The following is a 19,523-nucleotide window of genomic DNA, read 5'->3' as shown; positions in this document are numbered from 1 at the left end:
CGAGGGAGACCGTTCACCGATGGGGGTGGGCGGTCTCGCGCGCTTCTCTGGCCCGAACACTTGCGGTAGCCGTAGCCTGACGCTATGGGATCTGCGACTCCGCTCGACCCGTCGTTGCCGGTGGGCGAGCGCATCAAGTTCTATCGGAAGCGCGCTGGGAAGACTCGCGCTGTTCTCGCCGGTCATGTCGGCAAGTCCGAAGGTTGGGTCAAGGCCATTGAGACCGGTCGATTGCTCCCCCCACGGCTGCCCATGCTGGTCAAGCTCGCAGAGTTTCTTGACGTGCCGGACCTGTCCGCTCTGACAGGCTCTGTCTCACTGCCGACGTCTCTGTTCTCGGCATCTGAGCATCCGGCACTTTCTGTGGTACGTCGTGCGGTCGATACGGCACCGTTGGGTGATCCGGAGGGACGTGTCCCGTCCGTGGACCATGTGGCAGCCGCGTTGGCTGCTGGGTGGCGCACGAGAGATGCCCGGGGCGACCACCGAACGGCTCTCGGTGAACTACTCCCGTCGCTGATCTCTCACGCATCTCTCGCTGCCTCGCACCCCGATTGCCCGGACCAACGGCGCGCCCTTGTGCTCTACGCCTCAGCTCTGAACCTGGTGCAGATGTACGCCGCTTACCAGGGAGACGGAAACCTCGTCTGGCGTGTCTCGGAGCGCTCGCTAGCGGCGGCCCGTGCTTCCGGGGATGAGGCGGCCATAGGGCAGGCGGCATGGTTCCTGGTGCAGGCGTTCAGGGAATCGGGGCAATGGGAGTCGGCGCAAGTGATGACGGAGGAAGCTCTACGAGTGCTGTCTCCTGTCCGCAGCGACTCGCCGACAGTTGCGGCGGCATGGGCAGCCATGGCCTTCCACGCGGCCATCACGCACGCGCGCGCGGGGGAGGCGGGCGACGCCTGGCATTGGTTCGACCGCGCCGAAGCAGTGGCCGCCACGTTGCCCAGCGACCATTGGTCGTCACCAACTTCCGCTTCCGCGCAGGTAGTTCCCATCCATGCCGTGACCGTCGCTGTCGAGTTGCGGCAGGCAGGCACGGCCCTGAGATGGGCCGACCGGATCGCCCCCTCCGACATCCCCGCCCGCCCCCGGCGCGCCCGACACCTGATTGAGGTGGCCCGCGCGCACGCCATGCGCAATCAGTCTGGGCACGTGGTCGAACTACTCCGGGACGCCACAGAGGCGGCACCGGAAACGCCTCGATGGAACCGTGAGACTCACGATCTGGTGCGAGGATTGCAGAGCGGCCCGGAATCCTTGCGTCACGACGCCGCTCAACTCGCTGAGGCGGTCGGCCTGCCCGCTTGAGATGTTGATGGGGGTACAGACTGTGCCCCTCGATGTGCCCCGCCGTTCCTACGGTCGCGCAATGACCGAACCAACGCGCTACCAGACCATGCCGGTGGAACTGCCGTTACATGGGGAGCTGGAGCCGACCCCGGTAGAGGGGTGTCCGGGCTGCACCGAACTCGCGAACGTGCGGGACCGTGCTCGCATCGGTGGCGACATGACCACCGTGTCTGACTGCAACGTCTACATGCGGCGGCACCCGGAGGGGCACAGATGATCACGCGGGCGGACATCGGCCGCCGCGTGGAGGATGCGGCGGGACGTGTCGGCATCCTGCGGGACGTGATCAAGGACTATGAGGACCCCGCCGACCCGCCCGGAGAGCGCCGCAAGCGTCCTACAGCGTTCCTGTGGCCGGAGGGCGGCGGGGCTGAGTGGCTCGTGTCCCCGGAACACGTGAGGCGTGCGGAGTGAGCCGTACGGCCAGGCGGACGGTCGGCAGGGTCGCGTGGGGGATCGGCGTGGTGATCTGCTGGGGTCTCATCGCGCTTGGCATCGTTCTGGCGGTCCGCACCGAATGAGCCAGCAACCCCAGGACAACGGGCCGGAGCGCGCGATGGTCGCGCTGATGGTTACCGGGCTGACGATCAGCGCGTGTTCTGGTGCGGACGTTGTGAGACGATCCACTACGGGCAGGCGTGCGAGCAGCCCCGGTAGGGGTTGATCGTCCATTCGAACGGCATCCGGGAGGCGCCGGGCACCCGGTTGAGGATCGAGCGGGCCCGCACCTCGTGGAACGTGATGCCCTTGAACTCGGGCGTGTCGAAGGTTCTGCTGACCACCGCGTCCGCGCCGAACAGCGCGGCGTCGGCCGCCCGGCTGTGGCCGCCGGACTCCACTGTGAGGTTCTCCCAGCGCATGACGCCTCCTCGATAGCACTGACCCCAGAATAGAACACACGTTCCCATGATCGTGCGAACGTCAGTGCGAAGAAGCTGTGTACGTCAATTTCGGATACGGCGTGTCACTCCTTTGATCACTTCCGTAACGGCCGCCGGACCCCGATTTGGGTCATGGCGACGGGGGTGGTTGGGTGGGCCGCATCCGGAGCAGTCCCCGAGAACCATGTCCTGGAGGAAGCCGATGGCGCAGGTCGAGGCCACTACCGAGCGGGTCGTCGCAGCGGACCCGGAGACGGTGTTCGACACGCTCGCCGACTACGCCGGCGCGCGCGCGAACTTGCTGCCGGAGCAGTTCAGCGAGTACGAGGTGCGCGAGGGCGGCGACGGTGAGGGCACCCTCGTCCACTGGAAGCTCCAGGCCACCAGCAAGCGCGTCCGTGACTGTCTGCTGGAGGTCACCGAGCCCAGCGACGGCGAACTGGTCGAGAAGGACCGCAACTCCTCCATGGTCACCGTCTGGCGGGTCACCCCGGGCGGCGAGGGCAAGTCCCGGGTCGTGGTGACCAGCACCTGGACCGGCGCCGGCGGCATCGGCGGCTTCTTCGAGAAGACCTTCGCGCCCAAGGGCCTCGGCCGGATCTATGACGCCATCCTCGCCCGACTGGCCACCGAGGTGGAGAAGTAGAAGAAGCGGGAGCTTCCCGACTCCTCCTGGCTTCCCGACTCTTCTGGCTTCCTGGCTCCCCGGAGTCAAGGACCCTTCGCCGTAAGGGAGTTGAGTCTCACCGGTTCGAGTGGATCCGCCCAGAATGTGGCGTTACGTCGTAACTCGTGGCGCTTGTCGTTAGTTCTCGCTTTACGCGGGACATGTGCGGCAGGCGCGACGAGGGGAGCGTTACGTGGGCGGGGACACCCTGGTGAAGGACGAGCCGGAACGGTACGGGCCGGTACGGGACGAGCCGGTAGGGGACGAGCAGCCGGACGAGCGGGCGAGGGAACGACCGGCGAGGGAACGACCGGCGGGGGACGCACCACCCCCCGCCCCGGTACCCCCCGCCTCCCCCGGCGATCTCAGCCCGCGCCGGGTGCGGCTGGTGTTCTTCGGGCTGATGCTGGCGCTGCTGCTCGCCGCGCTGGAGCAGATGATCATCGCCACCGCGCTGCCGAAGATCGTCGGTGAACTGCACGGCCTGGACCGGATGTCCTGGGCGATCACCGCCTATCTGCTCACCTCCACCGTCGGACTCCCGGTCTACGGCAAGCTTGGCGACCTCCTCGGCCGCAAGGGCGTCTTCCAGTTCGCCATCGTCGTCTTCGTCATCGGCTCCGCGCTCGCGGGCCGCGCCCAGACCATGGACCAGCTGATCGCCTTCCGCGCGGTGCAGGGCATCGGCGCGGGCGGCCTGATGATCGGCGTCCAGGCGATCATCGCCGACATCGTGCCGCCCCGGGACCGCGGCCGGTTCATGGGCCTGATCGGCGCCGCCTTCGGTCTCGCGTCGGTGGCCGGGCCGCTGCTCGGCGGCTACTTCACCGACCATCTCTCCTGGCGCTGGTGCTTCTACATCAACGTCCCCTTCGGCCTGCTCACCATGGCCGTGGTCGCCGTCGTCCTCAAACTCCCCAAACCCACCGCGAAACCCCGCTTCGACGTGCTCGGCACATTGCTGCTCGCCGCCGCCTCCACCTGCCTGGTCCTGCTGACCAGCTGGGGCGGCACCGAGCACGCCTGGGGCTCGCGCCTCATCCTCGCCCTCGCGGCCGGGGCGGTGCTCTCCACGCTGCTCTTCCTGGTCGCCGAGCGCTTCGCCGCCGAACCCCTCATCCCGCTGCGCCTGTTCCGCGACTCCGTCTTCAACGTCACCGCCCTGGTGGGCCTGGTGATCGGCGTCGCCCTCTTCGGCGCGGCCAGCTATCTGCCGACCTATCTCCAGATGGTCGACGGCGCCTCCGCCACCGAATCCGGGCTGCTGATGCTGCCGATGATGGGCGGCATCGTCGGCGCGTCGATCATCTCCGGACAGCTCATCAGCACCTCCGGCCGCTACCGCATCCACCCGATCCTCGGCAGCGTCCTGTCCGTGGCGGGCATGTGGCTGCTGTCCCGGCTGGAGACCGACACGCCCCGCTGGCAGTACAGCGTCTGGATGTTCGTCCTCGGCGCCGGCATCGGCATGGTGATGCCGGTCCTGGTGCTCGCCGTCCAGAACTCCGTACGCCCCGCCGACCTCGGCACCGCCACCAGCGCCAACAACTACTTCCGGCAGATCGGCGGCAGCGTCGGCGCGGCCGTCTTCGGCACGCTCTTCGCGAACCGCCTCACCGACGCCCTCGCCGACCGGCTGCCCGCACAGTCCGGCGCGGGCCTGCCGGACGCCGAGTCGATCACCCCGCAGGCCGTGCACGCCCTGCCACCGGCCCTGCGCGACGCCTACATCCAGGCGTACGCCGACGCCATGCCGAGGATCTTCCTGTATCTCGTGCCGGTGCTCGTCCTCGGCCTGCTCATCGCCTTCTTCCTCAAGGAGAAACCCCTCGTGAACAGCACCGCGCCGCACAGCGCCCCGACCGCCGGGACGGACGCCGCCGCCGTGCACGCCCCCGTCCCCGGCGCCCGTACGCCCTACGCCGCCGGAATCCCCGTCTGCGGCACCGTGCAGCACCCCGACGGCACCGTCGTGCCCCGCGCGGCGCTCACCCTCATCGACGTGGCCGGACAGCAGATCGGCCGGGGCGCCAGCGGCGAGGACGGCCGCTACGCGCTCGCCACGCCCGGCACCGGCGCCTACGTCCTGATCGCCGCCGCCGGCGGCCACCAGCCGCAGGCCGTCTCCGTCACGGTCGGCGAACGCCCCGTCGAACTCGACGTCGTCCTCGGCGGCGCGGGCCGGCTCGCCGGTGCCGTCGTCACCGCCGACGGCACCCCCGTGCGGGACGCCACCGTCACCCTCACCAACGTCCACGGCGAGGTCGTCTCCAGCACCCGCAGCGGACGCGAGGGCGGGTACGTCATCACCGAACTCGTGGCGGGCGAGTACACCCTCGCCGCCAGCGCCCCCGCCTTCCGCCCGGCCGCCCTCCCCGTCACCGTCCAGGCATCCCGCGAGACCCGCCAGGACATCGAACTCGCGGGCGGCGCCGTGCTGCGCGGCACGGTCCGGGCCAGCGGCGGACGCCCCGTCGAGGACGCCCGCGTCACCCTCCTGGACGCCGCCGGAAATGTCGTCGACACCCTCACCACCGGCCCCGACGGCGCCTTCCGCTTCATCGACCTCTCCTCCGGCGAGTACACCGTCATCGCCGCCGGATACCCGCCCGTCGCGACCGTCCTCCAGGTCGCGGGCGGCGGCCGTACGGAACGGGACCTCCAGCTGGGACACGAGGACTGAGGGCCGCCCGGACACCCACGCCCTAGCGCGCGGGCCGCTCCGGCAGCCGCCCCCATGGCGCACGCACCCGCCCCCAGGGCGCGAGCGCGTGCGCCGGAGCGGTTGCGCTCGGGGAATTCGCCCATTGGCACACATCGTGAGCGGGCGCCCCCGTACCGTGGTGGCGGGGACAGATCTTGTTCAGGCACGGGGGAGAGAGGCGGGGCCATGAACCGTGGCACCGACCGGGAGGCACCCGGCCGAGCGGCCGAGGCGGCGACGGCGACCGGCCGTCCCGCTGCCGGACGCATCCCCCTGGCCGTGGTCGTGGTCGACCCGGACGGACTGGTCTCCCACTGGAGCAGCGGCGCCCGCCGGATCTTCGGGGTCGCCAAGGAAGGCGCTATCGGCCGCCCGGTCACCGATCTGCTGCCCGTCTCCGGCGCCCTGCCCGACGACGACGGGCGATCCACCGCCGGGGACGCGGTGTTCGACGCGGCCGGACCCGACGGCGCCGACCTGGAGTCCTCGCTCGACGGGCGGCTCTCCTACCCGGCCGCCGGACGCGCCCGGCTCACCGTGCCCGAGGGCGCCCGGATCGATGTGCTGTGGTGGGCCTATCCGCTGGTCGGGCCGGGGCCGCAGCGGCTGCTGGTGCTCGCCGCCGACGCCGGCCGGCTCGCCCGGGACCACAGCCACGTGGAGCGCGTCGCCCCCGGCTTCGCCCTGCACACCGACTTCCCCGGCGCCGAGCAGCTCGCCCGGCGGCTCCCCGAGATCCTGCCCAGCATGAGCGTCCGGGAGAGCGCCCGGATCGCCTCCCAGATCCTCGAACTGGGCTATCCGGTCCTGGAGTTCAGCCGGCATGAACGGGTGCCGGTCACCCCCGACTGGGGAGTGCCCCGGCGCGTCGAGCGCCGCGCCCGACGCGAGCGCGCCGAACGGGCCCGCGCGCACGGATTACCCGTGGCGCGGCAGGACGCCGACGACGGAGAGGATCTGGAGTACGCCGCCGTACGGGAGCGGCTGGAGTTCCTCAACGAGGTGAGCGGGAGGATCGGCACCTCCCTCGATCTGTCCCGCACGATCACCGAGGTCAGCCGGGCCGTCGTACCGCGCTTCACCGATGTCGCCGGAACCTGTCTGCGGGAACAGGTGGTGGCGGGGGAGGGGTTCCCCGACGGGGTGCCGGACACCACCACCCTGTGACACCGGGTCGCCGTCGAGCACACCGACGAGCCGGGCCGCTGGGACGACGTGATCTCCGTCGGCGAGGCCATGCCGTTCCCCGCGTACACCCCCTTCTTCCAGTGCATGACCACGGGTGAACCGGTCCTGGTGCCGAGGATCAGCGAGGAGCTGGGACACGCCATCGCCTCGCAGTTCGAGAAGCGGGACATCCGGCCGCTGATCAACCACCGCTCGATGCTGGTCGTCCCGCTCAAGGCCCGCAATGTCGTGCTGGGCTTCATGGTGCTGCTGCGCCACCCCGAGCGGGAGGTCTTCGACGACATGGACCGGGTGACCGGCGCCGAACTCGCCGCCCGCGCCGGCCTCGTACTCGACAACGCGCGCATGTACACGTACCAGGAGAGCGTCGCCGAGACCCTCCAGGACAGCATGCTGCCGCACATCCCGGCGCGCATGGCGGGCTGTGACATCGCCACCCGCTATCTGCCCGGCACCCTGCTGGGAGGGATCGGCGGCGACTGGTTCGACTCGGTGAAACTGCCCGGCGCCCGCACCGCGTTCGTGGTCGGCGAGGTGATGGGCCACGGCCTCAACTCGGCCGCCATGATGGGGCAGTTGCGCACCGCGGTGCAGACCATGGCCGCGCTCGACCTGCCGCCCGCCCGGCTGCTGCGCAACCTCGACGACCTCGCCCAGCGGCTCGGGGACACCTACCTCGCCACCTGTCTGTACGTGGTCCACGACCCGATCGCCGGCGAGCTGTCCCTCGCCAACGCCGGGCACATCCCGCCGGTCGTGGTGCGCGCCGAGGACGGGCGCAGCGAGCTGCCGGCGCTGCCGACCGGCGCCCCGATCGGCATCGGCGGGGTGCCCTTCGAGGCGGTACGGGTACGGGTGGCGCCCGGCGACCGGCTGGTGATGTGCACCGACGGGCTGGTGGAGATGCGCGGCGAGGACATCGGCGTCGGCCCGGCCACGCTGTGCGAGTCCGCCGCCCACCCGGCCGCGTCCATGGACGACGCCTGCGACACCATCATCCGCGCCCTGAACCCCCGTGGCGGGCGCAGGGACGACGTGGCCCTGCTGATGGCCCGTCTGGGCGGCATCGAACCGTGCGACGTGGCCGAGTGGCGGTTCACCGTGGACCCGTCCGAGGTGTGCCGCTCGCGGGCGGTGGTCCGCGAGCAGCTGCACGAGTGGGGGCTGGGGCAGAAGCTGACCGACACCGCCGAGCTGATGGTCAGCGAGCTGGTCACCAATGCCGTACGGCACTCCCACCGCGGGCCGGTCGAACTGCGGCTGGTGCGCGGCGAGAGCCTGCTGTGCGAGGTCGATGACGACGATCACGAGCTGCCGGCCCTGCTGAGCGCCCAGCCGCTGGACGACGCGGGGCGCGGTCTGCGGGTGGTGAGCACCCTGGCGCGCGAGTGGGGAGCGAGCCGGACCGGTGCCGGTAAGACGGTGTGGTTCGAACTGGCCCTGCCCAGGCGCCGGTAGGGCCCCTCCTGGGGAGCGTACGGACGCCGGAGGCGTCGTGAAGGAATCCCCGCGACGCTTGTAGCGCACTTCCGGGCACGATATGACCGTACTCGACCGTTACTTACGGTGATATGACTGCGCGTCCTCGGGAGTTGGGCATGAGTGTGACCTTGCGGTATCGGGAGTCCTGGGAAGGGTTCTGGCGGGAGGCGCCGGACGGACCCGGGGCGGTGTTCTGGGACGCCGAGCCCGTGCTGACCTCGGGGATGCATCTGGCGCTGTTCGAGCCGCGGATCGTGGACCCGGGGCTGCCGCTGGTCGACCTGGGCTGCGGCAACGGCACCCAGACCCGGTTCCTCGCCGAGCGGTTCCCCCGGGTGCTCGGCGTCGATCTGTCGGCGGCGGCGCTGGAGCACGCGCGAGCCGCCGACCCGGCCGGACAGGCGGGCTACCGGGTGCTGGACGCCGCCGAGCCCACCGAGGCGCGGGCGCTGCACGCGGAGCTGGGCGACGCCAATGTCTATATGCGCGGCGTGCTGCACCAGGCGGACCCCGGCGACCGGCAGACGCTGGTGGACTCCATAGCCACTCTGGTCGGCACGCGCGGGCGGGCCTTCGTGGTGGAGCTGGCGGAGGCCGCCGGGGGTGTCCTCAAGGGGCTGGCACAGAGTCCGTCCGGTCCGCCCGCCAAGCTCGCGCCGGTCTTCCGGCACGGCATAGCACCGGGGGAGGTGGCCGACTCGGCGGTGCCCGTGTATCTCGGTGCGGCCGGACTCACGGTCCTCGCGAGCGGTGAACTCCCCCTGACCACCACGGAGTACGGACCCGGCGGCGCCCGTCTCGAACTGCCCTCGAAGTGGCAGACAGTGGGCCGGACGCCCTGACCGCCCACGCCGGGCGGCTCGTCTCGGGGCGCCGCCCGGCCGGGACCGGGAACTGACAGTCGGCGAACAGGTGTTCCACAGGCATTCGGCCGACCACCCGAACGGCGCAATCCGCGCCTATGCTCGTTCGTATGACCGCCAGGCGCAGTGTCACCGCCGCACTCGCCGCGGGACTCACGCTCTTCCTCACAGGATGTGCCGACTCGGCCACGCCGAGTGCCTCCGCCTCCCTGTCCGAGCCCGCCGCGAGCCCCCCGCCCGCCACCGCCACGAGCAGTCCACCCGCCTCCACCACCGGTGCGACCCCGACGGACAGCACCGCACCTTCGTCCGCCGCGCCCACCCCGACCCCGGACGCCGACCCCCGCACCGACTCCGCCGCGCTGAGCATCCCCGGCATCGGCCTGACGGACCTGGAGATAGTCCCCTACGAGGGCACGACGGATGACATGCCCGGCACCGTCATCCAGAACGAGGGCGTCGGCGCCAGCCCCCACGGCGACGACGGCGGGGTCGGCCCCGGCGAGATCGGCAACTACCTCGTCACCGCCCACCGGCTCAGCGCGGGCGGCCCACTGCGCGACCTGCCCGACCTCGCCGAGGGCGACCCGGTCACCGTGGAGTTCGGCGGCGTGATCTACACCTACGAGATCACCGAGACCCGGGAGACGTCCTTCCGCACCCCCAGCTCCCTGGAGGAGCAGCGCGCACCCGTCCCCGGCGAGCCCGGCCGCACCCCGACCCAGGCCATGATCACCGTCTCCACCTGTGCCACGCCCGAGGACGACGCGGCCGGCAATTTCTGGCGGGACGAGATGGGCAACCCCGAGCACCGCATCGACAAAATTGGCGTCCTGGTGGAGACGGCCGCTGTTTCTGGCGCCGATCAGGCATCCTGACGGAAAATCTTCGGGAACCCCCCTCCTGGCCCGGGTCCGGGTCACCGCGTAACGTGACGCTCCATGAAGATCCTCATCAGCGCCGACATGGAAGGCGCCACCGGTGTCACCTGGCCGGCCGACGTGCTGCCGGGGACGCCGCAGTGGGAGCGGTGCCGGGCGATGTTCACCTCCGATGTCCATGCCGCCGTGCTCGGGTTCTTCGACGGCGGCGCGGATGAGGTGCTGATCAACGAGGCGCACTGGACCATGCGCAATCTGCTGCTGGAGCGGCTCGACGAGCGCGCCGAGATGCTCACCGGGCGGCACAAGTCGCTCTCCATGGTCGAGGGCGTCCAGCACGGTGACGTGGACGGCATCGCGTTCGTCGGGTACCACGCGGGTGCCGGGGACGAGGGCGTGCTCGCCCACACCTACCTCGCCAACTCCATCACCGGTGTCTGGCTGGACGGTGTGCGGGCGAGCGAGGGACTGCTCAACGCGCGGGTGGTCGCCGAGTACGGGGTGCCGGTGGTGCTGGTCACCGGCGACGACGTGGCCTGCGAGGACGCGCTCGGCTACGCGCCCGGCGCCCGCAAGGTCGCCGTCAAGGACCATGTCTCGCGGTACGCGGCCGTGTGCCGTACGCCCGCCAGGACCGCCGCCGACATCCGGGGTGCCGCCAAGGAGGCCGTCGCGCTGGCCGTGCGGCACGAGCCGGTGAGCGCCGGGCCGCACACCGTGGCCCTGGAGTTCGACGCCGAGCATCTGGCGATGGCCGCGACCGTCGTGCCCGGGGTCGCCCGGACCGGGGAGCGCAAGGTGGCGTACAGCAACCCGACCATGTACGACACCATCCGTACGTTCAAGGCCGTCACGACCGTCGTCTCGGCCGCCGTGGAGGAGCAGTATGGCTGACCGGCAGGCACGGGAAGAGGTGGTCACCTTCACCTCGGACCTCATCCGGATCGACACCACCAACCGGGGCGGCGGCGACTGCCGGGAGCGGCCCGCCGCCGAGTACGCGGCCGAGCGGCTCGCGGGGGCCGGGCTGGAACCGGTGCTGCTGGAGCGCGTTCCCGGGCGGACCAATGTCGTCGCCCGCGTCCGGGGCAGCGATCCGTCCGCCGACGCGCTGCTTGTTCATGGGCATCTGGATGTCGTGCCGGCCGAGGCCGCCGACTGGAGCGTGCATCCCTTCTCCGGGGAGATCCGGGACGGTGTGGTCTGGGGGCGGGGCGCGGTCGACATGAAGAACATGGACGCGATGATCCTCGCCGTCGTCCGCTCCTGGGCACGCGAGGGCGTCGGGCCCCGGCGGGACGTGGTGATCGCGTTCACCGCCGACGAGGAGGCCAGCGCCGAGGACGGCTCCGGCTTCCTCGCCGATCAGCACGCGGGGCTGTTCGAGGGATGCACGGAGGGGGTCAGTGAGTCGGGTGCTTTCACCTTTCACGATGGCTCCGGGCGCCAGATCTATCCGATCGCCGCAGGTGAGCGCGGTACCGGCTGGGTGAAGCTCACCGCGCGCGGACGCGCCGGGCACGGCTCCAAGGTCAACCGGGAGAACGCGGTGACCCGGCTGTCCGCCGCCATCGCCCGCATCGGCGCCCATGAGTGGCCGCTCAGGCTCACCCCGACCGTGCGCGCCGCCCTCACCGAACTCGCCGCGCTCTACGGCGTCGACCCCGACTTCGACGACATCGACGGGCTGCTCACCAAGCTGGGCCCGGCGGCCAAGCTGGTGGAGGCGACCGTACGCAACAGCGCCAACCCGACCATGCTCAGCGCCGGGTACAAGGTCAATGTCATTCCGGGCGAGGCCGTCGCGTATGTCGACGGGCGGTATCTGCCGGGCGGCGAGGACGAGTTCCGTACGACGCTGGACGCGCTGACCGGGCCCGACGTGGACTGGGAGTACAGCCACCATGAGACCGCTCTCCAGGCGCCCGTCGACTCGCCGATCTTCGCGCGGATGCGGGCGGCCGTCCAGGAGTTCGCGCCCGAGGGGCACGTGGTGCCGTACTGCATGTCCGGTGGCACCGACGCCAAGCAGTTCTCCCGGCTCGGCATCACCGGCTACGGCTTCGCCCCGCTGAAGCTGCCCGAGGGCTTCGACTACCAGGCCCTCTTCCACGGCGTCGACGAGCGGGTCCCCGTCGCGGCACTGCACTTCGGCGTCGATGTGCTCGACCGCTTCCTGCGCACGGCCTAGGCGAGGGGGAAGACCACCGCATGCGCACACTCCCGTACGGCTCCTGGCCCTCCCCGGTGGACGCGGCCCTCGCCGCCGCCCACGACGGGCACCCCGAGTACACCGGCTTCGTCGGCGACGAGGTCTGGTGGACCGAGCCCCGCCCCACCGAGGGCGGCCGGCGCACCCTGATCCGCCGCCGCCCCGACGGCACCGCGGAATCCGTCCTGCCCGCCCCCTGGAACGTCCGCAGCCGGGTCATCGAGTACGGCGGACAGCCCTGGGCGGGGACCATGACCGGTGACGGGCCACTGGTGGTGTTCACCCACTTCGCCGACCAGCGGCTCCACCGCTGCGAGCCCGGCGGCGAGCCCCGGCCGCTGACCCCGGTGTCGGCGGTCGGCGGCGGGCTGCGCTGGGCCGATCCGCAGATCCTGGCCGGCCGGGGTGAGGTGTGGTGCGTCCTGGAGGAGTTCACCGGTCCGGGGCCCACCGATGTACGCCGGGTCCTGGCCGCCGTACCGCTGGACGGGTCCGCCGCGAAGGACCGGTCGGCGGTGCGGGAACTCGTACCCGAGCGGCATCGGTTCGTCACCGGGGTCCGGCTGTCGCCCGACGGGCGGCGGGCGGTGTGGCTGGGCTGGGACCATCCCCGGATGCCCTGGGACGGGAGTGAGCTGGTCCTCGCCGACGTCTGCGGGGACGGGACGCTGACCGGGGCGCGGACCGTCGCGGGCGGGCCCGGGGAGTCGATCGCGCAGGCCGAGTTCGCCGCCGACGGATCGCTGCTGTACGCGAGCGACCGCAGCGGCTGGTGGAACCTGTACCGCGACGGACGGCCTCTGTGCCCGCGCGAGGAGGAGTTCGGCGGGCCGCTGTGGAAGATCGGGCAGCGCTGGTTCGCGCCGCTGGACAGCGGGTCGATCGCCGTCGTGCACGGCCGGGGCGGTGCCGCGCTCGGCCTGCTCGACCCCGGCACCGGCGAGATCGTGGACGCGGCCGGTCCCTGGACCGAGTTCGCGCCCACGCTGGCCGTGCACGGTGAGCGGGTGGTGGGCGTGGGAGCCGGGCCCCGCCGGGGGTACGAGGTGGTCGAGCTGGACGCCCGTACCGGCCACACCCGGGTCATCGGCGCCCCCCACCAGGACGCCGTCGACCCCGCCCACTACGCGGAACCCGAGGCCAGGGTCTTCACCGGCCCCGGCGGACGCGACATCCACGCCCACCTCCATCCCCCGCACCACCCCGGGTACACCGCGCCCGACGGGGAACGGCCGCCCTACGTGGTGTGGGCGCACGGCGGGCCCACCGGCCGCAGCCCGCTCGTCCTCGACCTGGAGATCACCTACTTCACCTCACGCGGCATCGGCGTCGCCGAGGTCAACTACAGCGGCTCCACCGGATACGGGCGCGCGTACCGCGACCGGCTGCGCGAACAGTGGGGCGTCGTCGACGTCGAGGACTGCGCGGCCGTCGCCCTCGCCCTCGCCCGGGAGGGCACCGCCGACCGGGCCCGGCTCGCCGTACGCGGCGGCAGCGCGGGCGGCTGGACCGCCGCCGCGTCCCTCGCCACCACCGACGTCTACGCCTGCGGCACCATCAGCTACCCCGTGCTCGACCTCACCGACTGGACCACGGACGGCACCCACGACTTCGAGTCCCAGTACCTGGAGAGCCTGGTCGGACCCTACGCCGAGGTGCCCGCGCGCTACGCCGAGCGCTCCCCGATCACCCACGCCGAGCGGATCACCGCGCCCTTCCTGCTGCTCCAGGGCCTGGACGACGTGATCTGCCCGCCCGCGCAGGCCGAACGGCTGCTTGCCCGGATGGCGGGCCGGGGCGTCCCGCACGCCTACCTCGCCTTCGCGGGCGAGGGCCATGGTTTCCGCCGCGCCGACACCATGATCCGGGCCCTGGAAGCCGAACTCGCCCTGTACGCCGAGGTGTTCGGGCTGAAGCCGCCCGGGCTGACGACGACCCTGGAGCTGACCACGTGACGGACCCGTCCCCGGTGCGGGACCTGCTCCGGCCCGCCCGGCTCGCGCCCGGGGCCAAGGTGGCCGTCGTCGCGCCCAGCGGTCCCGTACCGGAGGAGCGCCTCCAGGCGGGCCTGGACGTGCTGCGCGGCTGGGACCTCGACCCGTACGCCCTGCCCCATGTCCTGGACCGGCACGCCGACTTCGGCTACCTCGCGGGCACCGACGCCGACCGGGCCGCCGACCTCCAGCGCGCCTGGTGCGACCCGTCCGTGGACGCCGTGCTGTGCGCGCGGGGCGGCTACGGGGTCCAGCGCATGGCCGATCTGCTCGACTGGGACGCGATGCGGGCCGCCGGGCCGAAGGTGTTCGTCGGCTTCAGCGACATCACCGCGCTGCACGAGGCGTTCGCCACCCGCCTCGGCCTGGTCACCCTGCACGGGCCGATGGCGGCGGGCGTCGACTTCATCAAGAACGCGCGGGCCCAGGAACATCTGCGGGCGACGCTGTTCGCCCCCGAGACGGTCATGACGATCGCCTCCGGCGCGGGCGCGCTGGTGCCGGGCCGGGCCCGGGGCGTCCTGCTCGGCGGCTGTCTCTCCCTCCTCGCCGCCGAACTGGGCACCCCGGGCGCCCGCCCCTCCGCCGCCGGCGGGCTGCTCTGCCTGGAGGACGTGGGCGAGGAGACCTACCGGCTGGACCGCTACCTCACCCAGCTGCTGCGCGCCGGGTGGCTCGACGGGGTGCGCGGTGTCCTGCTCGGGTCCTGGCACGACTGCGATCCCTACGAACGGGTACGGGTCCTGCTCGCCGACCGGCTGGGCCCGCTGGGCGTCCCGGTCGCGGAGGAGTTCGGCTTCGGCCACGCCGCCGGGGCCCTGACGATCCCGTTCGGGGTGACGGCGGAGCTGGACGCGGGGGCGGGGGTGGTGGTGTTGGGGGAACCGGCGCTGGGGTGACGCGTTCGCGGTTGTGCGGGTGGGCTGGGGGGGGGGTTCGCCTTGGGGTGGGGGGCGGGTGCTGGGGGTGGAGGGCCTCGGTGGGGTGGGGTGGGTTCGGTGGGGTGGGGTGCTCGGGGTCGGCCCGGGGGCCGGTGGGCGGGGTCGTCTGTCGTCGGCCCGGGCGCAGTGGGCCGGGCCCACTGGACCGGGTGACGCGCCGTCGGCCGGGCCCACTGGACCCGGTGGCTCGCCGTCGGACAAGTCCACCGGGCCACGTCACTCACGCTCGGTCTCCGGCGACGGGCCCAGGCCACGGGCCGCTCGTACCACCGCCACGCGGTGTGGGCCACTGGTGTCGTCCAGGGCCAGTTCGACCCGGCGGGTGTGTTCCTCCTCGCGGCGTACGGCGGTGCGGTGGGCGATCCAGGCGCGGGTCACCCCGGCGACCGCGCCGGCCAGCAGCGTCGCGGCCCACAGGGCCGGATGGGCAGTCAGCAGGGTTTCCACGGCGTTCTCCTGACGGGGCGTCGATGTCGTAACCCGTTTCCCCGGGCTCCCCAACACCGTCGGCCCCGGCGGGAGTTTGCCGCTACCGTGGGGAAACTCGGAGAAAGTCGGCATGGGTTCGGGGGGATCGGCATGCGGACGGGACGACCGCCGTCGGGGGACCGCAAGCGGCTGGAGGAACTGGAGGCGATCTCCAGCTGGTTCGAGGACGCCATCGCGCAAGGCGTCGGGCAGGGCTCCGTACGGCGTACGGCCCAGCTGACCGGCCTCAATCTCAAGGACCTCTACGACGCGCTGAACGCGGCCAAGATGCTGCCCCTGCCCCGCATCCGGATGCTCGCCGAGGGCCTCGGCCGGGACCCGGAGGACATCACCCGGCTGTGGGCCGAGGCCAAACGGGAACGGGACCGGGCCGAGGAGGACGAGCGCAGAAGGGCCCGCCCGGCCGTGGAGACCTGGGCCGACATCACGGCTCCGTCCCCCGCCCTGCGTGACCTCCTGGAAGCCCAGTACGGCTATCTGGACTCCCTGCCGTACCCGCTGCTCGGGCTCGCCGAACCCGGTCTCGCGGCGGTCTACGTACGCCACAGCGTCCGGCGGGTCGCCGCGGGCCGCTCCACCGAGCCGGACGACCCGTCCGCGCCGCGCGGCCCCGGCGCCCCGGCGAAGGAGGACGGCGTCGAGCGGCTGTCCGGCGATGAGCCGCTGCCCGCCGAGCCACGGCCGTGGGCCGCCCGCGACACACCGGCCGCCCCCGCGGGCGGACAGGTGCTGTCCGTCGCCGACGCCCTCGCCCGCCACGACCATCTGCTCATCACCGGGGAGGCCGGGGCCGGGAAGTCCACGCTGGCCCACCATCTGGTGCGCTCCCTGTGCGGGGTGTGGCTGAGCCTGTCGACCATCCAGGACGCCCCCGTCGCCGAGCCGCTGGTGCCGCTGCATCTGCCCGCGTCCGTGCTGGCCACCGAGCACGGCTCCTGGAGCGAGTGCCTGCGCCGCGCCACCCTGCACACCCTCGGTCCCATGCTCGGCGCCGACCCGCCCGCCGCGCTGTTCGCGTCCCGGCCGCAGGGCGCACGCTGGCTGGTCTTCGTGGATGGCCTCGACGAGGTGACGGACCGCCGCCAGCGGGCCGAGATCATCCGCACCCTGGCCCGGCACGGCCAGCGCGAGTCCGCCTACCGGCTGGTGGTGACCACCCGGCCGCTCCCGGCCAGCGAACTGGCCCCGCTGCGCAACAGCCCGCTGAGCGTGGGGGAGTTCGAGATCCAGCCGTTCGGCACCGCCGAACTGCGCGACTACGCCGGCCGGTGGTTCGAGGCACAGCGCGACCGGGTGCCCTCGCCCGGCGCGGCGCTCGGCCGCTTCCTGACCGAGACCAGCGAGGACAACGGCCTCGGCGACCTGCTCCGCAACCCCCTCCTGGCCACCATCGCCCTGGTCCACGCCACCCTCGAACCGGCAGCACCCCTCCCCTCCAACCGCGTCGCCCTGTACGAGGGGTTCCTGGCGCGGCTGCGGCTGCGGGAACGCGGTGGGCGCGGGGGCGCGGGGCGGTTGCCGGAGTGGTTCTCCCACTCGCTCGGCTCGTCCCGCACGACCGAGCCACCCCACTCATCCCACTCGTCTCACTCGTCTCACTCACCCCACTCCTCCGGCTCGTCCGACGCGTTCGACGAGCTGATCGTGGAGCTGGCCCGGCTGCACACCGAGGGCGAGGAGGATCTCGTCGGTGCCGCGCGGGCCTGGATCCGGCGCCGGGCGGGCGCGCGGCTCCCGGCGGGCTGGGAGGAGGAGTTGCCGACGGTACTGACCAGCACCGGGCCGCTGGTGCTGGCGGGGGAGCAGTTCCGCTTCCTGCACCAGAGTTTCGCGGAGTTTCTCGCGGCCGTGAAATACGCCGGGGAGATCGGCGCGGACGGGGACACAGAGGGGGACGGGGACGGGCTGGAGGCGTGGATCCGGCGGGCGTACGGGGGGACGCGGGAGTCGCTGGCCTTCTTCGTGGTGTGCCGGTGCGCCACCCGCGACGAGCACGCCCCGGCCCTGGTCTTCGGCCAGTTGCTGGCCCATCCGGCGCCGGACCGGGTGCGGCTGGCCGCGCGGCTGGTGGCGGAGGGCGCCGACCCCGGCCCCGAGCTGATGGCGAGGATCGTCGGACGGCTGGTCGGGTTCGCCCGGTCCGAGGAGGACGAGGCGGCCGACGCGGCGCGCGCACTGGCGCTGCTCGGCGACCGCCACGGCGTGGTGCCGGCCCTGGAGAGCCTCGCGGCGGCGCCCGAACTCTCCCCCATCCAGCGCTTCCACGCCGTCACCGCGCTCGGCAAACTCGTGCCGCCGCAGATCACCGGACGACTGCTGCGCCCCCTGCTGGAACTCCTCTACGGCCCGCTGCCCCAGGCCGCGCGGCTCGCCCTGGAGCTGGACGAGGAGACGGAGCACGCCGTACGGGACCGGATCGCCACGCTCCTGGCGGAGGCCGACGCGGGACCGTGGGAGTACTCCCTGGCCGCCGAGACGTACTGGGTGCTCGACCTGCCCCAGGAGACCGAATCGGCGGCGCGCAAGGTGCTCGCCGATCCCCACGCGCGGGAGGGCACCCTGCTCCGCGCGGTCACGGCCTGGCTGGGCTCCGCCGTTTCGGACGACGTCATGGACGAGGTGGCCGCCCTCGGTCAGGAGCGGCCCGCGCACGACTACGCGGGGCGTACGGCGCTGGCCCAGGCGCTGGAGCAGGCGGGAGCGGCACCCCTCGCGGCGGAGCTGGCCCGGACCGTGATCGACGCGCCGCCGACCCGGGACCTCGTCCAGAAGCGGGCGGCCGAGCTGTGGCTGAGGGTGCGGGGCGCCGACGCCGCGGAGCCGGTCCGGGCGCTGCTGGCCCGCGGGCGGGAGAGCGGGGCCGGGCTGTGGGCCGAGACGCTGGTGATCCGGGCGCTGACGGAGGCCGGGGCCGGGTATCCGGTCGGCGAGTGGGCCGAGCCCCAGCTGAGGGGCGATCACGAACTGGTCGTCAACGCCGTGGAGGTCGTCGACCTGTGGGTCGGCTGCCATGAGACCGCCGAGCTGAAGGAACTGGACGCGCGGTCCGCCGTCGCGGCCCGCCTGCATCCCTTCGACCGTGCCGACTACGCGCAACTGCTCCTCGACCATCAGCTCGGTGAGCGGGCGTGGGGTGTCGCCCGCCGGCTGCTGGAGTCGGCGCTGGCACGGGAGGAGGACTACCGGCAGGCGTCCGCGGTACTGCTCAGGGCCGACCGCACGGCCGCCCTCGCCCTGCTCGCCGACCTGTGCGACGCGCCGGCCGGGGGCGCGGCCTGGGGCACGGGAGTGCTGAAGGCGCTCGGGGCGGACGACGAGCCGGACATCGACGAACTGTCCCTGCGGATCGCCGATCTGGTGCTGCGGTGTCCCGGCGGGACCGGCGCACAGGCGGAACACTCGCTCGGGGTCCGCGCCGCCCTCGATCTGCGGGGCCGGCTAGCGCAGGTGGTCCAGGACACCTGCCGGCATCCCTCGCTCGACTTCGACCAGCAGCGCATGATCGCCCGCGCCCTCGCCGCCTGCGGCGAAGCGGACGCCGCAGCCGAGATCTGGCGCCATCTGCTGCGGGTGCGCGGCTACCCCTCGATGAGCAACGCCCTGGTCCTGGTGGAGGACATCGCCCAGCTCCTCACCCCCGAGGGCGCGGCCCGGCTGCTCCGCGACCACCTGGCCACGGAGGAACCGACGGAGATCCACCACCGGCGCCGCCTGGAGACCCTGCTGACGTGGCTCGACACCATGTGCTGAACCGGCCGTCCGGGCCCGGCGGACCTAGGGCGCGCTGCGCCTGTCCTGCCTGCCCGGCGACGCCCGGCCGTCCCGGGCCCGGTGCCCGTCCAGGACTCCTCGTCCCGGTACTCGCCGC

12 protein-coding genes and 2 pseudogenes are annotated in these 19,523 nt (G+C 72.5%); 12 read left to right on the top strand and 2 right to left on the bottom strand.

All coding sequences use genetic code 11. The annotated features are described in order from the left end of the window. The first annotated feature begins 84 nt into the window (after positions 1 to 84). Both ACFRFC_RS33015 and ACFRFC_RS33010 read left to right on the top strand, forming a co-directional pair. Positions 85 to 1,311, top strand: coding sequence for a helix-turn-helix domain-containing protein (locus ACFRFC_RS33015; protein WP_382692161.1), 1,227 nt, complete (start codon positions 85 to 87; stop codon positions 1,309 to 1,311). Between the two features lie 61 nt (positions 1,312 to 1,372). Continuing rightward, positions 1,373 to 1,570: a hypothetical protein gene (locus ACFRFC_RS33010; protein ID WP_382692160.1), complete on the top strand. Its 198-nt coding sequence runs from the start codon at positions 1,373 to 1,375 to the stop codon at positions 1,568 to 1,570. A 415-nt stretch (positions 1,571 to 1,985) separates the two neighbouring features. Here ACFRFC_RS33010 and ACFRFC_RS33005 read toward each other — a convergent pair. After that, a pseudogene (locus ACFRFC_RS33005) lies at positions 1,986 to 2,213 on the bottom strand (radical SAM protein); the annotation flags it as partial. Positions 2,214 to 2,436: 223 nt separating this feature from the next. On the opposite strand from ACFRFC_RS33005, the gene ACFRFC_RS33000 reads away from it, so the two are divergent. The 9 genes and pseudogenes from ACFRFC_RS33000 to ACFRFC_RS32960 all read left to right on the top strand — a co-directional run bounded on the left by ACFRFC_RS33000 (position 2,437) and on the right by ACFRFC_RS32960 (position 15,124). Next, positions 2,437 to 2,880: an SRPBCC family protein gene (locus tag ACFRFC_RS33000; RefSeq protein ID WP_382692159.1), complete on the top strand. Its 444-nt coding sequence runs from the start codon at positions 2,437 to 2,439 to the stop codon at positions 2,878 to 2,880. A gap of 214 nt (positions 2,881 to 3,094) precedes the next feature. Further along, complete coding sequence (locus ACFRFC_RS32995; RefSeq protein ID WP_382692158.1) at positions 3,095 to 5,584, top strand: MFS transporter; 2,490 nt, start codon at positions 3,095 to 3,097, stop codon at positions 5,582 to 5,584. A 207-nt stretch (positions 5,585 to 5,791) separates the two neighbouring features. Continuing rightward, positions 5,792 to 8,251: pseudogene (locus ACFRFC_RS32990) on the top strand (SpoIIE family protein phosphatase). Between the two features lie 140 nt (positions 8,252 to 8,391). Further along, a complete protein-coding gene (locus ACFRFC_RS32985; RefSeq protein ID WP_382692157.1) occupies positions 8,392 to 9,117 on the top strand; it encodes a class I SAM-dependent methyltransferase in 726 nt (241 codons plus the stop codon). Between the two features lie 131 nt (positions 9,118 to 9,248). Then, entirely contained in the window at positions 9,249 to 10,016 is a 768-nt protein-coding gene (locus ACFRFC_RS32980) for a class E sortase (protein WP_382692156.1), read from the top strand. Positions 10,017 to 10,079: 63 nt separating this feature from the next. Then, on the top strand, positions 10,080 to 10,913 hold the full coding sequence (locus ACFRFC_RS32975) for a M55 family metallopeptidase (RefSeq protein ID WP_382692155.1): 834 nt from the start codon (positions 10,080 to 10,082) through the stop codon (positions 10,911 to 10,913). Continuing rightward, positions 10,906 to 12,210 carry a M20/M25/M40 family metallo-hydrolase gene (locus ACFRFC_RS32970; protein ID WP_382692154.1) on the top strand — a complete coding sequence of 435 codons (1,305 nt, stop codon included), beginning with the start codon at positions 10,906 to 10,908 and terminating at the stop codon, positions 12,208 to 12,210. Before ACFRFC_RS32975 ends, ACFRFC_RS32970 begins: the two co-directional genes overlap by 8 nt. A 20-nt stretch (positions 12,211 to 12,230) precedes the next feature. Continuing rightward, positions 12,231 to 14,186 (top strand): prolyl oligopeptidase family serine peptidase, encoded by a 1,956-nt coding sequence (locus ACFRFC_RS32965; protein WP_382692153.1) that lies wholly within the window; start codon positions 12,231 to 12,233, stop codon positions 14,184 to 14,186. A 14-nt stretch (positions 14,187 to 14,200) separates the two neighbouring features. Continuing rightward, positions 14,201 to 15,124 carry an LD-carboxypeptidase gene (locus ACFRFC_RS32960; protein WP_382692196.1) on the top strand — a complete coding sequence of 308 codons (924 nt, stop codon included), beginning with the start codon at positions 14,201 to 14,203 and terminating at the stop codon, positions 15,122 to 15,124. Positions 15,125 to 15,382: 258 nt separating this feature from the next. Here ACFRFC_RS32960 and ACFRFC_RS32955 read toward each other — a convergent pair whose 3' ends face one another. Then, on the bottom strand, positions 15,383 to 15,613 hold the full coding sequence (locus ACFRFC_RS32955) for a hypothetical protein (protein WP_382692152.1): 231 nt from the start codon (positions 15,611 to 15,613) through the stop codon (positions 15,383 to 15,385). Positions 15,614 to 15,745: 132 nt separating this feature from the next. Between ACFRFC_RS32955 and ACFRFC_RS32950 the strand changes: the two genes are divergently transcribed. Then, positions 15,746 to 19,405, top strand: a complete 3,660-nt coding sequence (locus ACFRFC_RS32950) for an NACHT domain-containing protein (RefSeq protein ID WP_382692151.1) — start codon at positions 15,746 to 15,748, stop codon at positions 19,403 to 19,405. Positions 19,406 to 19,523 lie beyond the last annotated feature (118 nt).

Origin of the sequence: Streptomyces sp. NPDC056734, from assembly GCF_042790455.1 — a bacterium.
Lineage (GTDB): Bacteria > Actinomycetota > Actinomycetes > Streptomycetales > Streptomycetaceae > Streptomyces.
Note: the sequence above shows the minus strand (reverse complement) of the source record. Positions and strands in the feature narration are given on the sequence as shown.

What these genes read in the sequence shown, in the direction of transcription:
- ACFRFC_RS32965 (WP_382692153.1), top strand. Translation starts at nt 12,231, where the DNA reads ATGCGCACACTCCCGTACGGCTCCTGGCCCTCCCCGGTGGACGCGGCC.
- ACFRFC_RS32985 (WP_382692157.1), top strand. Translation starts at nt 8,392, where the DNA reads ATGAGTGTGACCTTGCGGTATCGGGAGTCCTGGGAAGGGTTCTGGCGG.
- ACFRFC_RS33015 (WP_382692161.1), top strand. Translation starts at nt 85, where the DNA reads ATGGGATCTGCGACTCCGCTCGACCCGTCGTTGCCGGTGGGCGAGCGC.
- ACFRFC_RS33000 (WP_382692159.1), top strand. Translation starts at nt 2,437, where the DNA reads ATGGCGCAGGTCGAGGCCACTACCGAGCGGGTCGTCGCAGCGGACCCG.
- ACFRFC_RS33010 (WP_382692160.1), top strand. Translation starts at nt 1,373, where the DNA reads ATGACCGAACCAACGCGCTACCAGACCATGCCGGTGGAACTGCCGTTA.
- ACFRFC_RS32970 (WP_382692154.1), top strand. Translation starts at nt 10,906, where the DNA reads ATGGCTGACCGGCAGGCACGGGAAGAGGTGGTCACCTTCACCTCGGAC.
- ACFRFC_RS32980 (WP_382692156.1), top strand. Translation starts at nt 9,249, where the DNA reads ATGACCGCCAGGCGCAGTGTCACCGCCGCACTCGCCGCGGGACTCACG.
- ACFRFC_RS32975 (WP_382692155.1), top strand. Translation starts at nt 10,080, where the DNA reads ATGAAGATCCTCATCAGCGCCGACATGGAAGGCGCCACCGGTGTCACC.
- ACFRFC_RS32950 (WP_382692151.1), top strand. Translation starts at nt 15,746, where the DNA reads ATGCGGACGGGACGACCGCCGTCGGGGGACCGCAAGCGGCTGGAGGAA.